The organism is Bizionia hallyeonensis (assembly GCF_042657385.1).
GTDB classification, from domain to species: Bacteria; Bacteroidota; Bacteroidia; order Flavobacteriales; family Flavobacteriaceae; genus Algorimicrobium; species Algorimicrobium hallyeonense.
Genome location: NZ_JBHSLA010000002.1, coordinates 149,442 through 163,559 on the forward strand (window position 1 = coordinate 149,442; position 14,118 = coordinate 163,559).

Consider the following 14,118-nt stretch of genomic DNA (forward strand, 5'->3'; position numbering starts at 1 on the left):
GGATTCATCATTTTAAATCTTTGATATTTTGAAATTCGATGTGTCATTTTATAACTATTTACACTGTTGTATTTTACTATTAAACCTTAAACCTTGAACTATATTTACTCTGGAATCAACCACCAAAATGGTTTCATTTTTGCTTTGTAAATAAAGGCGTAATGTAACGTAAGCTTAAGCCAGTGTCCTGCCAATCCAATTTCGCCAAATGTTTTACCTAATTTTCGCCCTTGTGTTCTTGGATATTTTTCATAATCAGGAACAATAGGGAAGGTGGTAATACTCACACCGCTTCCAGAGGTTAGTCCATAGCCAGCAGAAGCAATACATGCGGCTCCCATGTTTCCCATAGAACCTTTATGATGTAAAGATTCCTTACCGTTTTTAATGGTATCTATAATATTATCGGCTACAATTCTGGCTGTAATTCCAGATGGCATTCCTGTTCGTGGAGGAGCAGGCGTAATATCTGTACCATTTTTACTTTTTCTAGGTTTAGAGATGGAATGAGGAGGTGCAAAGGCAATTCCTGGGGCAAAAATATTTTTATAATTGGGATTTTGATAGGTTTCTGGCCAATCTTGTACGGACCATTCTTCGTATGGTTTTGGCGTATAGTCTGCATCCACAATCATGAAGCCTCTAAAGAGTTTATCAGTGATGTCTTCATTATTTTTATCATAAGCCTTAAATCCATGACCTGAAAAAGCTGGAATTAACATGGCAAAATCATAAGCTTCGGATTTGTATTCGCCTTCTAAATTTTCATAGTGTGCCAATCCATCTTCAATTTTATTAACACCAGCACCCAATATCCATTTAATGTAACGATCTTCAAAAATCATTTCAATCATTTCATGGGATTTCATGGTCATGCTTCCATAACTTAACAACATGCCATCCATTCCAAAATCACCTAATTGATATTCATTGGATATCCAAGTTACTTCAGCCATATCGCGTACGCCATGCCTATGTAATTCCTGTTCAACATTTAAAATATATTCGAAAGCAGCACCTTGACATGTTGATTTGGCATGACCTGTTCCAATTAAAATTTTAGCTTTTTTACCTTGCTTCATTTCTTGAATTAAGGCCTTTAATCCTTCCCAAGCATGATCTGCGTGCGTGTATGTACAAACGGAATACGCTTTGTTTTTTCCAGGAACTAAACCTTCTGTAGCTTCGAAATTTAATTTTGGACCGGTTCCGTTTATCAAATAATCATAGGTTACCTTTTCATGCTGGCCTTTTTTATCGCCAACAACATATTCAACCATAACATACGGTTTGTTTTCGCTTGAATCACCTTCTGGGTGAAAAGTGATTGCTTTGGCTTGGATGTAACCAATATTTTTTTTATTATATAAAGGTTCTAAAGGAAATAAAATTTCTTTCGATTTCATTCTACCAATTCCAACCCAAATATTAGAGGGAATCCATTGGTAATTGCTGTTAGGTGATACGACTACAACTTCGTGATCTTTAGATAATTTTCTGCGTAAATGTGCTGCCGCAACATGTCCGGAAATACCTGCTCCTAGAATAACAATTTTAGCCATGACTATGAATTTTTATTAAAGGTAATGTGCAAAAATAGTTCCCACAGTAACTTTAGTTACTTAAGCTATTTTTTAATTGAAGAAGACCAAAATCGTGGATGTCATATTATAGGTTTAAAAATGACTATTTTCAACTTTATAAAAATATCATATTGGGTTACATATAGGATTCTTCTTAAATTGAAGTCAAGATTGGAGTAGTGGGTAGCAAACTAGTTTTAAATTTAGAGTGTATATTGAAACTAATAACTCAAAATTAGTATGCTTTATTATTGCAATACCACCTAAAAAAAACCGCAATGATATATAAATATTCAAAGCGGCTTTAAACCCTTTATTGTTGAATTCACTTATTTTTTTACTCCCAAAAAACGAATCACTTCTGCTTTTCCTTTATGATGTTCGCCTTCAGCAAGTTCAATTGTCAATGCCTTTAATATTTCAAACTCTAGTTGTGGGAATTCGTCCTTAACTTCATCTATAGAAAATAACATGTCTATATTTTTTGGGCCACCAGATGTATGTTCTAGTTGTGATTTGGCAAACGCTTCAAAAATAACCTGACCACCTATTTTTAAGAAGCCCAAAACATGTTGATGCGCTTGTTTACGGATATCCGCTGGAAAATGCGCAAAAGATAAACCTACAGCATCAAATTTTTCATTAGATTGAAACTCCTGAACTCCTGTAACGTCATAACTAATATTAACGGACTTCTTTTCTGCCAATTGCAACGCTTTTTCCTGGCCTTTTATGCTCATGTCAAACGCTTTTACTTCCCAACCTTGAGAAGCAGCATATACAGCATTTCGGCCTTCACCTTCTGCTGGAAGTAAAATTTTACCCGGATTTAATTTGTCGAGTTGTTGTTTAAAAAACACATTGGGTTCCGTTCCATATATAAATTCTTCATTCGCATAACGCTCGTTCCAAAATTCTTTCATAATTATTTAGCTCGTATTATAAATTGATAAGGCAACAAATCTACATTGACATCCAATTGTGTATAGCCTGCCTTTTCTAACTCGCTTTTTACAGTCTCTAGATCAATTTTATGGTCAACAGACGGACCTACTGGAAGTTCTTTTTTGAAGTAATCTATAACGACTAATTCTCCATTTAATTTAATTCCTTTTTTAACTTTTGAAAAATAATCGATTCGGTTTTCTATGTGATGGTATGTATTAACAATTAACACCATATCTACTTCGTTGTCTGATAAGTTAGGACTGTCATAAGGAATTTTTCGAAGTTCTATATTTTCAAGGTTGTTTTCTTCTATTCGTTTTTTTAATGCGTCTTGAAACTTATTACTAACATCAGCAGCAATAACATGCGCACCTTTTTCAGCCAATTTCACCGAAAAATAACCTGAACCAGCACCTAAATCCATAATTTTTTTACCGTTTATATCACCAAGGTATTCAAGCACTTTCTCTGGGTTTTGATAAGCATCACGTTCAGGCGACTCAAACCGCTCTATTAAATCTTTTGTGGATGAACGCTGCATGTGTTCATTTGCGGATTTTGAACTATCGTGTTTGTCGTGATTTGTTTCATGCATTGCATCCTGAATCGCATTCTTTTGGTTATTTTCTTTACAAGCCGTAAATGCCAGCATTATAATTATAGCTAGGAAAAGTTGTTTTACCTTGCTCAAGATTATATAGTTATTTTGGTATATAATAATATTCAATTTTAATTTATTTAAGTTTTAGTAGACCTACAAACAGATCATCTTATTTTAATTTTTTGTTAGGTTAGTTTTTAAAATGTTCAACCGCATCACTTAAGTCATATACCGAAGCTTTATCAATTAAATTAGAGATAATACTACTGCCAATGGCACTTCTATAACCGCCTGCACAATGCACCACAATTGGCTTATTAGTAGGGATTTTATCTTTGGAATCTCTCAAATCATTTAGAGGAATAAAAATCGCTTTTTCAAAAAACTTACCTGTTTCAACTTCACTCTTATTTCGAACATCAATTATAGTATAATCATTCGTTTGCTTTTTAAAATCTTCTAAATTTATAGATTCTGTATTTAAAAGGGATGATTTATCTAAAGTCATCATACTTTTTAATTGTTTCTCATAACCGATTTTGGCAATACGATTTAAAATATTATTTTTGTCTTTTATGGAATTTAAGACCACATAAAAAGGCTCTTCAGGTTTAACAATGGCACCAAGCCAAGTTTCGAACTTGTCATCTTCGGTTTCTGCAATAATGTTGATACTTCGCGCTAAATGATTTTTATTATAATCATCTTGATTTCTAACATCTATCACTAAAGTGTCATTATTATCAATTGTATTGATCTGAAATTGAAAAGGTGGTTTTGCAATGCTTGTTTCAAAGTTATCTGCTCCTTCTTTATTTATGTCCACATTAAATCCAAAATAGGAAGGTATAAACGGTTGGTCTTTTAAAATATGTGCAACAAACTCTTCTTCCGATAAATTTTTAAAGGCCCAATTTTCAGTTCTTTCTCTTCCTAAAGTACTGGACGGATCTTCGCTCAAATTTTTTCCGCACAAAGAACCTGCGCCATGTGCCGGATAAATAATTGTGCTATCTGGTAGGTGGTTAAATTTAGTTTTCATGGTTTTATACATGCTTTTAGCCAATTCTTCCCGTTTAGCTTTCATATTGCCCGCTTTTTCTCTTAAATCCGGACGGCCAACATCACCAATAAACAACGTATCTCCTGAAAACATATAGTGATTCCTATCTGCATCTGTAGCAATAACCGTAATACTATCTGGCGAATGGCCGGGTGTGTTAATAGCTTCTAGCGATACTTCTCCTAAAGTTACTGTATCCCCATCATCAAATGTTTTATGCGGATACGTTGCACCAACAAGCTTACTAACGTAAATTTGTGCTCTGGTTTCTTTATGCATTTGTAGATGACTACTTACAAAATCAGCATGCGGATGCGTTTCAAATATGGCTACAATATTGGCATTGTGTGCTTCGGCTAATTCGTAATATGGTTTTGTATTTCTGGAAGGGTCTATAATTGCCATTTTTCCATTACTAATAATAGCATAAGAATAATGTGCTAATGGTTTATCTTCAAATTGTTTAATCGTCATAATTTAAAATTTATATCGTATTATTGATAATATAGAAAAATGTTTTAAAATTTCATAGAAAAGAGCCTCAAGTTGGGGCTCTTTTTCTTGATGGACTTAACTATTTTTGTAAAATTTCATTCAGTACTAAATCTTTATCTAATTTTTTAGTACAGAAAAACCAATCATGACATTCTAGTTCATCGGTTGCTGTCATGCGTTCTTCAGCAACACCACAAGATCCTGCTGGTGATACTATAACATCATCGCCTGGATTCCAATCGGCTGGGGTGGCGACATTAAATTTATCAGATGTTTGCATGGCTATTAATGCCCTGTATAATTCATCAAAGTTACGTCCTAAACTTAAAGGGTAGTAAATTATAGCACGAACAATTCCTTTTGGATCTACGAAAAACACAGCTCTAACAGCTTGATTTTCGCTTTCTCCCGGCATAACCATTCCATATTTCTTGGCAACATTCATAGATATATCTTCTATTAAAGGAAACTTAACCTCGACATTTTCCATGCCGTTGAATTTAATTTTTTCCTTTATCGTTCGTAACCAAGCAATATGGCTATACAAACCATCAATTGATAATCCAATTAGATTGCAGTTTGCTTTTTTAAATTTTTCTTCTTGATGCGCGAATGTCATAAACTCCGATGTACAAACTGGTGTAAAATCGGCTGGATGGCTAAATAAAATTGACCACTCTCCTTTATAATCTGATGGGAAATTAATATGGCCTTGTGTTGTTACAGCTGTAAATTCAGGTGCTTTATCACCTATTCGTGGCATTGAAAATGTTTGTTCTTCTTTTGTTGTTTCTGTGGTATTCATAATAAAAGGTATTAGATTAATTTATTACAAATATAGTTTGTAATAGTTTTTAACTATGTAACTTAAGTTACCTATACCTAATTTTTTATAAAGTTTATTCAATTAAAGTTTAAAAACAGACCTTTATATTTTTAAGTAACTTTTGTACACATTACTAATTAGGGTCAATGGTTATATAAAGTGAATTGATTCTGAACCTGAAACTAGTTAAGATTGACATCCTATACGCTTGGCATTTTTTTTTTAAATTTAGAAAATTAGGTGTTTATTAGGAAAATTATGAAAAGATTTAGACCGGTAGATGTTATTACAGTGGTACTGAAAAGGAATTTATAACAAATAGGGTTTAACTTTTTATAATTTGAAAAGGCTGGATTTACTACATTTTAAAGGTATAGTCGCCTTGAATTATTTTAATCTACTTTATACTAAAAGTATCACTTTCAATTTCATAAAATGCAAAAAGCTCCACTCTTTGAGTGAAGCTTTTTTTTGCGGAGAAAGAGGGATTCGAACCCCCGGAGGTGTGACCCTCAACAGTTTTCAAGACTGCCGCATTCGACCGCTCTGCCATTTCTCCTTGAGCGCCGTATCAGGTATACCCTGATTGCGGGTGCAAATATAGAACCCTTTTTTCATTCTTTCAAAGAAAAAAACTGAAAATTTTAAAACATTTTTAAAAATCTTGCTAATAAATTTATTTTCTGTTAGTTGTTGACACCCACTTACCTTATTTTTGCAAAAACAATGAAGTAATTATGAGCACTATTGAGCATTTACAATGGCGTTATGCCACAAAAGCGTTTGATATTAATAAAAAAGTAGCATCGGAAAAATTAGAGGTAATTAAACAAGCTTTTAATTTAACGGCTACTTCTTATGGGTTACAACCCATAAAATTAGTCATTGTTAGCAATAATCAGTTGCAGAAAGACTTGGTTTCAGTGGCAATGAACCAGAAAAACATAGAACAAGCATCACATGTTTTAATATTTTGTATTCAAACCGAAATTGATGAAGATTTTGTAACTGAATATTTTAATCGGGTTCATAACATTCGACAAACACCAAAAGCCATATTGCAACCGTTTCAAGATTTCCTAATTTCAGACTTTGAAAAGAAACCTCAAGAGCAAATAGAGGCATGGGCAACAAACCAATCGTATTTGGCTATGGGAAACCTTTTGACAGTCTGCGCTATGGAAGGTATTGACGCTTGTCCAATGGAAGGTTTTAATCCAAAAGCTTGTGATGATTTATTAGGTTTGGGTAAAAAAGGTTTAAAGTCGGTTTTATTATTACCAATAGGGTATCGTGCAGAAAATGATATGTTTGCTGATTTTAAAAAAGTCCGTAAACCCATTGCAGATAGTATTATAGAGTTGTAGTTTTAGAACATCAAAAAATATATGTATTATGCCAGGATTTGAATTATTTGGAAGTGCAGAACGCAAAGAAGTAAATGACGTTTTAGACAGTGGTGTTTTAATGCGTTATGGTTTTGACGGTATGCGAAATGGACATTGGAAAGCTAAAGAATTGGAGGCCGAACTTCAAGAAAAATTGCAAGTAAATCATGCCCAATTAGTATCAAGTGGTACAGCTGCTGTTTCCGTTGCTATGGCAATTACGGGTGTTGGAGCTGGAGATGAAGTTATTATGCCAACTTTTACATTCGTAGCAAGCTTTGAGGCCATTATGATGTTAGGAGCCATTCCAGTTTTAGTGGATATAGATGATACCTTAACGCTGGATCCCAAAGCAGTGGAAGCTGCTATAACACCGAAAACAAAAGCCATTATGCCTGTTCACATGTGTGGTAGTATGGCAGATTTGAATGCGTTACAAGCAATTTGTAAAAAACATAATTTATTATTGATAGAAGATGCTTGCCAAGCCATAGGTGGTTCGTACAAAGGAAAACCATTGGGTAGTATTGGAGATGTAGGGTGTTTTTCATTCGATTTTGTAAAAACAATAACTTGTGGTGAAGGTGGTGCCGTAATTACTAATAATGACACCTATTTTAAACATGCGGATCATTATACAGACCATGGTCACGATCATGAAGGTATGGATCGCGGTGCAGAAACGCATCCATTTTTAGGGTATAATTTTAGAATTTCAGAATTACAGGCTGCTGTAGGATTGGCTCAAGCAAGACGTCTACATGATTTTGTTGCCATTCAAAAAAAATATTATACCATTTTACGTGAAGCACTATCGGTAATTCCAGAAATTACATTTAGAACCGTTCCTGAAGGTGGTGAAGAAAGTTATGGCTTTTTAAATTTCTTTTTACCAGACTTGGAGGCCGCAAGAAACGCTTCAAAAGCATTCAAAAAATCAGGAGTTGATGCGTGCTTTCACTACTTTGATAACAATTGGCATTACATCAGAAAATGGGATCATTCAAAAGATATAAAATCTTTATATCCTATTTCTCCTGAAGTTAAGGAAGGTTTGAAGTATCTTCAAACAAAAACTTTTGAGCAATCAGATCACTACATAGCAAGAAATATATCGTGTTTAATTAAGTTATCGTGGACAGAAGACCAAGTTCGAGAACGTGCTGAAAAAATGAAAAAAGCCATTTTGGAAGCCTTGTAAGCACTAGGCAAATAACATATTTAAAAGCAACCTTTAAAAAGTTCATAACCATGAATTAACTGTAAGGTTGCTTTTTGGTTTTTACGCTTTTGGATTAGGCTTAAGAAAATTAAATCTAAATATAATTTTCATAAAGTTTGTTTACTTGTTAAAACAACTTACACAAAGAGGTAATTATAATCGAATAAATTTTTTAAACATTAATTATGAAAAAAACAACTACAAAAATTAAGCACGTATCAATGTTGCTATTTTTTATTTTTGCTACAGCATGTAGTTCAGATGATGATTCAGCCACTAGTACTCCAAATGTTAATGAGCCAATAGTTAATTACCCTAGTTCAACAATAAGTGCTACTTTTTTTGAAGCAGGAAATTCTGCAGCACCAAATATTACTTGGAACGGTGATGTAGGTACTTTTTCTTTAGTGACACCTTTAGATGGATTAAGCATTAATGCAAATACAGGCATTTTAAGTTGGACGAAATCTCTACCACAAGGTAATCACGCTATTCAAGTTATTATAGCAAATAGTACCGGGCAGAAAAGTGTAAATCTTATTTTACAAAATAAATTCCACGGTAATTTTACGCATAAATTTGAAGGAACCTGTTCCTATGAACTCCATTTTAGCCCAGACGGTTCCTTACGCGTAAAATATATGAGAGGCGCGGATATTCTTGCCAATGGATCTTGGGAAATAAATGACAATGAGCTTACAGCAAGTTATACTTTTATAAATGACAATGAGGAGAATTCCATAAGAGCGCTATTAGTACACACATCAACAGAGGTAAAACTAGAAGGAAATTGGTATAATGGATTAGGTGCAACTTCTGGTCAAGAAGGAGGGAGCATTAATTTAAAATTAAGGGAATTACCACCAGGCGATGGTATTATAACTATTAGGGATAGTGGCGACTATTTCGTTCGCTTTTATGACTCCTGTGGTGCTGCTTGTTGTTTTAGCACTATTCAAAGCGCTATGGATGCATATCCAAACAGGATCTTAACATATCTACCATAACATAAGGATATATTGAAGATACTTTGGAAGCTTATTTAATTCTACTTTTTAACAACTTTAAAGAACTTATAAATTCTTTAAAGTTGTTTTTTTTACAACCAATTGGTGTTTTTAATCTTTAATTAATTATTAATCACATCTTTAAAAGCTCTTTAAAAATTAATAATTGGAATATTTGTAAACTTTCCCCCTCATTTTGTTAACCTTTTATAAATGTTTACATAAATACGTAGTTATCAATTATAAAATTTATATCCCATGAAAACATCAGAACCAACAGCAGAAGCAACAGTAGCAACAACAAGTACAAAATCTGAAATAACCGAAGGTAAATCCATGGCTATTATTGCCTATTTAACGATTATAGGATTAGTAATTGCTTTTGTAATGAATAATGACAAGAAGAACAAATTTGCCAAGTACCATATTACGCAATCATTAGGGTTAGCCCTAACAGGTTTAGCAATAGGTGTTATTGGTATGATACCTATTTTAGGTTGGTTAATTAGTGTAATTGGTTTTTTTGTAATTATTTTTATGTGGATTTCGGGTTTGATGAATGCCATTAACGAGAAACAAAAACCGCTTCCTATTTTAGGAAATAAATACGAAGAATGGTTTAAAAACTTATAAGTCGACTTTTATTTTGAACTAGAATTTCAAAAAATTCATTTAAAACGACACTCAAAACAAAATTATTAAAATAGTTTTAATTGGTTTTAAAAAGGAGAAGATGCTTACATTAAACGAAGCGTTGCTCTCCTTTTTTGCTTTTAATGGTGTCGTGGATTATGTTAAAAGCGTAACAGCCAATTTATAAATTCACATAAATAAATCAATTTAAAATAAATATATCAGCTTTCAATAAGCAATCAAAAACATTTAGTACTTTAATAGTTAATTTAATCAAAATGAGTTGTTTAAAATGGCTTCTGTTTTTTATCGGAACTTGTGCTGTTTATTCTCAAACAAACAAGCAAGTGGCATTTCGGGAATTGACTGTGGAGCAAGGTTTATCTCAAAATAGTGTTGTTAGCATTGCGCAAGATAGCATTGGCTTTATGTGGTTCGCTACGCAAGATGGGCTAAATAAATATAATGGTCGCGAATTTTCCTATTACAAAATTCAGTTTGAAGACGTTACGAGATCCACCTTTAGTAAACTAGGAAAATTATATGTGGATAAATCAGGTATATTATGGGCTATTGCTAATTCGGGAAAATTACAGTTTTTTAATAAGGATCTAGACAGTTTTCAATCCGTGATAACGAATTATGCGGTTAGTACCGTTTTTCAAGATGACCAGCAAAACTTCTATATGGGAACGTTTGATAACGGACTATATAAGGTCAATTCTCAATCTGCAGATACCATCCAGTTTTTAAAACCAGAACACGCCTATCATACTATTTACGATTTTATAAAAGGCGATAAGGAGAGCCTATTGGCGGCTACAAAAGGAGGTGTTTTTAAAATTAAGAATACGGGGTATGAATATATAGAAATTGAGTCGTTAGCCAATTTTAGTGCTTTAGCAAAATCGGATAATAACACCATGTATTTAGGTAGTTTTGGCAAAGGGTTATTTGTAAAATCGGAAAACGAAAATCAGTTTGCGCCTTTTAAAAATAAGCCATCTTTTTCGCTTCCAAATAATTTAATAATACAAGATTTACTAGTTGATAAACGCAATAGATTATGGATAGCCACCTATGGACAAGGTGCATTTCTAGTAGATTTTAAAAATCAATATATTCAAAATTTCAAAGAAAATAAGAATGATCCATATGCACTTTATTATAATGATGTTATATCCTTATATGAAGATAATACAGGAACCATCTGGCTTGGAACCGATGGTGCAGGCTTAAGTTATTATGATGAGTTTTTAATAAAGTTTAATGTGTTAACAAACGATCAAGTTCCACAAAATGTCCATGTAGATGTTATTCGTGCCATAACTGTGGATGATAAAAATAATATGTGGTTGGGTACATCAGGAAAAGGTTTAACGGTTGTAAATACAAAAAATCAAACTTTTCAAACCTATACAGCTGCCAACTCTAACCTTTTAGGAGATAGGATAATGAGTCTATATTATGATAAAGGAAACCTTTGGATTGGCCATCAAACGTATGGATTACAAAAAATGGATGCTAGTGGGAAAATCACATCCTTTCAAGAAACGGAACATTTTACTATTTGGAAAATCCTTAAAGATAGATCTAACAATTTGTGGTTGGGTACACGAGATCATGGATTCGTTCAATTTAATGAGAAACACGGCATAACAAAACAGATTAATGCAGAAAACACCATTTTGGAAACTAATAATATTCGCACCATGGTATTGGGTGAACCAGGTATTTTTTGGATTGGAACGGAAACGGATGGGCTTTATAAGTTTTATAAAAACACAGATAGTTTAGTGAAAGTTGATAAAATAAGCGATAAAATAAAATCTTTATTCTATCACGATTCTATTCTCTGGGTTGGAACCAATGGTAATGGTTTAAAATCGTTCAACACAAAACGAAACACATTTAATACATATTCCACAAACAATGGCTTATTAAACGATGTTATTTATGGAATTCTGCCTGGAAATAATGATTTCCTTTGGTTGAGTTCCAATAAAGGCATTACTAAATTAAAAATGGAAGGTGGTGAGATTTCAGAGATAGAAAACTATGATAATTATGATGGTCTTCAAGCTTATGAATTTAATACAGGTGCTTCCTACAGACATTCCAATGGTATATTATATTTTGGTGGTTTAGAAGGTTTAAATTGGTTTAATCCCAACCAGCTTGAATTGAATCCTATAAAGCCAAAAACAATTATTACAAATTTGGAAGTTTTCAATAAACCTGTTGCTTTAATTGATAATCAGGAATTTAAACATGACAAAAACACCTTGACGTTTACATTTTCCGCATTACATTATTCCCAGCCTGAACGAAATCAATACAAATACCAATTAATTAATAATGATGCCAATTGGATAAATTCTGGAAACAGTAATGTGGCGCATTACACCAACCTACCACCAAACGTATATCAATTTCAAGTTATTTCTAGTAATTATGATGGCGTTTGGAATACCACGCCCGCAACATATATATTCACCATTTTAGATCCTTGGTACGCTACAAATTTGGCAAAAACCATGTATGTGTTTTTAATAATAATCTTGTTGTATATTTTATACTTGTACTTAAAATGGCGTTGGAATGTAAAAAATCAATTGCGTTTAGAGCAAGTTGAAACAATACGGTTAAAGAAATTAGATGAATTTAAAACCAAGCTTTATACTAATATATCTCACGAATTTAGAACACCATTAACCTTAATTTCTGGTCCTATAGATAATCAATTAGCCAAACCAGAACTGTCCAAAACTGATAAGAAAGAACTGACCTTGGTTAAGCAAAACGCCACCCGGTTGCTTAATTTGGTAAACCAGATGCTAGACCTTTCTATGATAGATTCTGGACAAATAAAGCTGAAAGTATCACAAGGAAATTTAACCATTTTATTAAAGCAAATTATAAGCGCATTTCAATATAAGGCTAACAAAAAAAGTATTGAAATTAACTACCAAATTCATCATTTAAAAGCCGTTTGGTTTGATAAGGATATAATTGAAAAAATAACATCTAACTTACTTTCCAATGCTATAAAATATGCACCAAAGCACAGTGATATAATTTTTCAAGCTAGCAATCAAGAAGGTGTTTTGGTATTATCCATTATAAATACTAGTAATCACGTTGGAAAAGAGGATTTAAACAAACTATTCCAACGTTTTTATCAAAATAATGAATTATCAGATGGTGTTGGTGTTGGCTTGGCTTTGGTTCGAGATTTGGTCACGCTATCTAAGGGCAGTATTATAGCCAACAATTTGGAATCGGACCGCATTCAATTTACCGTTTCCCTACCTTTAAATAAAGATGCGTTTACTAAAGATGAAAGGCAAGTTAGCCATGAACCTGAAAATTTCAATTCAGATTTAAAATCATCTATTGCTGAATTTAAAACCGATAAACCATCCTTGCTCATTGTGGAAGACGAACTAGACATTCGCTCATTTATCGTTTCTGTGTTTGCAAATAACTATCAAATTATAGAAGCCTCCAATGGTAAGATAGGTATAGAAAAAGCTCGAAAACACCTTCCAGATTTAATTATCAGTGATATTATGATGCCTGAACAGGACGGAATAACGTTATGCCACGATATTAAAAGAAATGCGCTTACAAGTCATATTCCTGTAATTCTACTTACGGCCAAAGTTGGAGATGCTAATGAAATTGAAGGTATAAAAACAGGAGCAGATGCCTATGTTACAAAACCATTTAGTAGCGAAAAATTAAAAATCCGAGTAGAAAAACTGATAGAAAGCCGCTTTAAACTTCAAAAACACTTCAGTAATACCTTAACAATAAATCCGGAATTAGCAATTACTTCCACCGAAACCGAATTTTTAAAAAGGCTTCAAACCACATTAGACCAACATATAACAAACCCCGATTTTAATAGCGAAGGGTTGAGCAAACAGATACAAATTAGTCGCACCCAACTTCACCGAAAACTGAAAGCCATAACAGGAATGACCACTAGTGAGTTTTTACGATCTCAACGCTTAAAACTATCATTAGAGCTGTTAAAAACTTCCGATGCTACCATGGCAGAAATTGCCTATCAAGTTGGATTTAATTCCCCTTCCTATTTCACCAAATGCTTTAAAGACGTTTATGGTTGTACACCAAACGAGTACCTTTTAAACATCTAGAAAAACGCATTAAATAGCCATTTGGCACATATTTTATATCCTTTGAAACATATCTGATATTCAAAGGCAAAACTTCCTTATACTTTTATCACATATTTAAAAAGTGAATAAATGAAAAGCTATGCCAATAGCCCTAAAAAGAGTGAGAAGATTTATTTAAGTATCGATCATTTAAAAGATGGGCAC

At 33.0% G+C, this 14,118-nt stretch carries 10 protein-coding genes and 1 tRNA gene; 5 read left to right on the forward strand and 6 right to left on the reverse strand.

Translation table 11 applies throughout. The annotated features are described in order from the left end of the window. Positions 1–104: 104 nt before the first annotated feature. The 6 genes from ACFPH8_RS06085 to ACFPH8_RS06110 all read right to left on the reverse strand — a co-directional run bounded on the left by ACFPH8_RS06085 (position 105) and on the right by ACFPH8_RS06110 (position 6,075). A complete protein-coding gene (locus ACFPH8_RS06085) occupies positions 105–1,562 on the reverse strand; it encodes an NAD(P)/FAD-dependent oxidoreductase (protein ID WP_376859339.1) in 1,458 nt (485 codons plus the stop codon). A gap of 350 nt (positions 1,563–1,912) precedes the next feature. After that, positions 1,913–2,506, reverse strand: coding sequence for a class I SAM-dependent methyltransferase (locus ACFPH8_RS06090; protein WP_376859341.1), 594 nt, complete (start codon positions 2,504–2,506; stop codon positions 1,913–1,915). Positions 2,507–2,508: 2 nt separating this feature from the next. Continuing rightward, the gene (locus ACFPH8_RS06095; protein ID WP_376859343.1) at positions 2,509–3,222 is read right to left on the reverse strand and encodes a class I SAM-dependent methyltransferase; all 714 of its coding nucleotides are present in this window, start codon (positions 3,220–3,222) and stop codon (positions 2,509–2,511) included. Between the two features lie 100 nt (positions 3,223–3,322). Then, positions 3,323–4,669, reverse strand: coding sequence for an MBL fold metallo-hydrolase (locus ACFPH8_RS06100; RefSeq protein ID WP_376859345.1), 1,347 nt, complete (start codon positions 4,667–4,669; stop codon positions 3,323–3,325). A 100-nt stretch (positions 4,670–4,769) separates the two neighbouring features. Further along, positions 4,770–5,495: a peroxiredoxin gene (locus tag ACFPH8_RS06105; RefSeq protein ID WP_376859347.1), complete on the reverse strand. Its 726-nt coding sequence runs from the start codon at positions 5,493–5,495 to the stop codon at positions 4,770–4,772. Between the two features lie 495 nt (positions 5,496–5,990). Next, positions 5,991–6,075: transfer RNA gene (locus ACFPH8_RS06110), tRNA-Ser, on the reverse strand. Positions 6,076–6,253: 178 nt separating this feature from the next. On the opposite strand from ACFPH8_RS06110, the gene ACFPH8_RS06115 reads away from it, so the two are divergent. From ACFPH8_RS06115 to ACFPH8_RS06135, 5 genes are all read left to right on the forward strand, one after another. After that, positions 6,254–6,883, forward strand: a complete 630-nt coding sequence (locus ACFPH8_RS06115; RefSeq protein ID WP_376859349.1) for a nitroreductase family protein — start codon at positions 6,254–6,256, stop codon at positions 6,881–6,883. A gap of 28 nt (positions 6,884–6,911) precedes the next feature. After that, positions 6,912–8,105, forward strand: a complete 1,194-nt coding sequence (locus ACFPH8_RS06120; protein WP_376859351.1) for a DegT/DnrJ/EryC1/StrS family aminotransferase — start codon at positions 6,912–6,914, stop codon at positions 8,103–8,105. A gap of 206 nt (positions 8,106–8,311) precedes the next feature. After that, positions 8,312–9,133 carry a hypothetical protein gene (locus ACFPH8_RS06125; RefSeq protein WP_376859353.1) on the forward strand — a complete coding sequence of 274 codons (822 nt, stop codon included), beginning with the start codon at positions 8,312–8,314 and terminating at the stop codon, positions 9,131–9,133. Positions 9,134–9,391: 258 nt separating this feature from the next. Continuing rightward, positions 9,392–9,766 carry a DUF4870 domain-containing protein gene (locus ACFPH8_RS06130; protein WP_376859355.1) on the forward strand — a complete coding sequence of 125 codons (375 nt, stop codon included), beginning with the start codon at positions 9,392–9,394 and terminating at the stop codon, positions 9,764–9,766. A gap of 278 nt (positions 9,767–10,044) precedes the next feature. Then, entirely contained in the window at positions 10,045–13,932 is a 3,888-nt protein-coding gene (locus tag ACFPH8_RS06135; RefSeq protein ID WP_376859356.1) for a two-component regulator propeller domain-containing protein, read from the forward strand. The last annotated feature ends 186 nt before the right edge of the window (positions 13,933–14,118 follow it).

Bases quoted from the DNA above. Each gene is read 5' to 3' on its own strand.
- ACFPH8_RS06105 (WP_376859347.1), bottom strand. From the start codon at position 5,495: ATGAATACCACAGAAACAACAAAAGAAGAACAAACATTTTCAATGCCA.
- ACFPH8_RS06100 (WP_376859345.1), bottom strand. From the start codon at position 4,669: ATGACGATTAAACAATTTGAAGATAAACCATTAGCACATTATTCTTAT.
- ACFPH8_RS06085 (WP_376859339.1), bottom strand. From the start codon at position 1,562: ATGGCTAAAATTGTTATTCTAGGAGCAGGTATTTCCGGACATGTTGCG.
- ACFPH8_RS06135 (WP_376859356.1), top strand. From the start codon at position 10,045: ATGAGTTGTTTAAAATGGCTTCTGTTTTTTATCGGAACTTGTGCTGTT.
- ACFPH8_RS06115 (WP_376859349.1), top strand. From the start codon at position 6,254: ATGAGCACTATTGAGCATTTACAATGGCGTTATGCCACAAAAGCGTTT.
- ACFPH8_RS06120 (WP_376859351.1), top strand. From the start codon at position 6,912: ATGCCAGGATTTGAATTATTTGGAAGTGCAGAACGCAAAGAAGTAAAT.
- ACFPH8_RS06090 (WP_376859341.1), bottom strand. From the start codon at position 2,506: ATGAAAGAATTTTGGAACGAGCGTTATGCGAATGAAGAATTTATATAT.
- ACFPH8_RS06130 (WP_376859355.1), top strand. From the start codon at position 9,392: ATGAAAACATCAGAACCAACAGCAGAAGCAACAGTAGCAACAACAAGT.
- ACFPH8_RS06125 (WP_376859353.1), top strand. From the start codon at position 8,312: ATGAAAAAAACAACTACAAAAATTAAGCACGTATCAATGTTGCTATTT.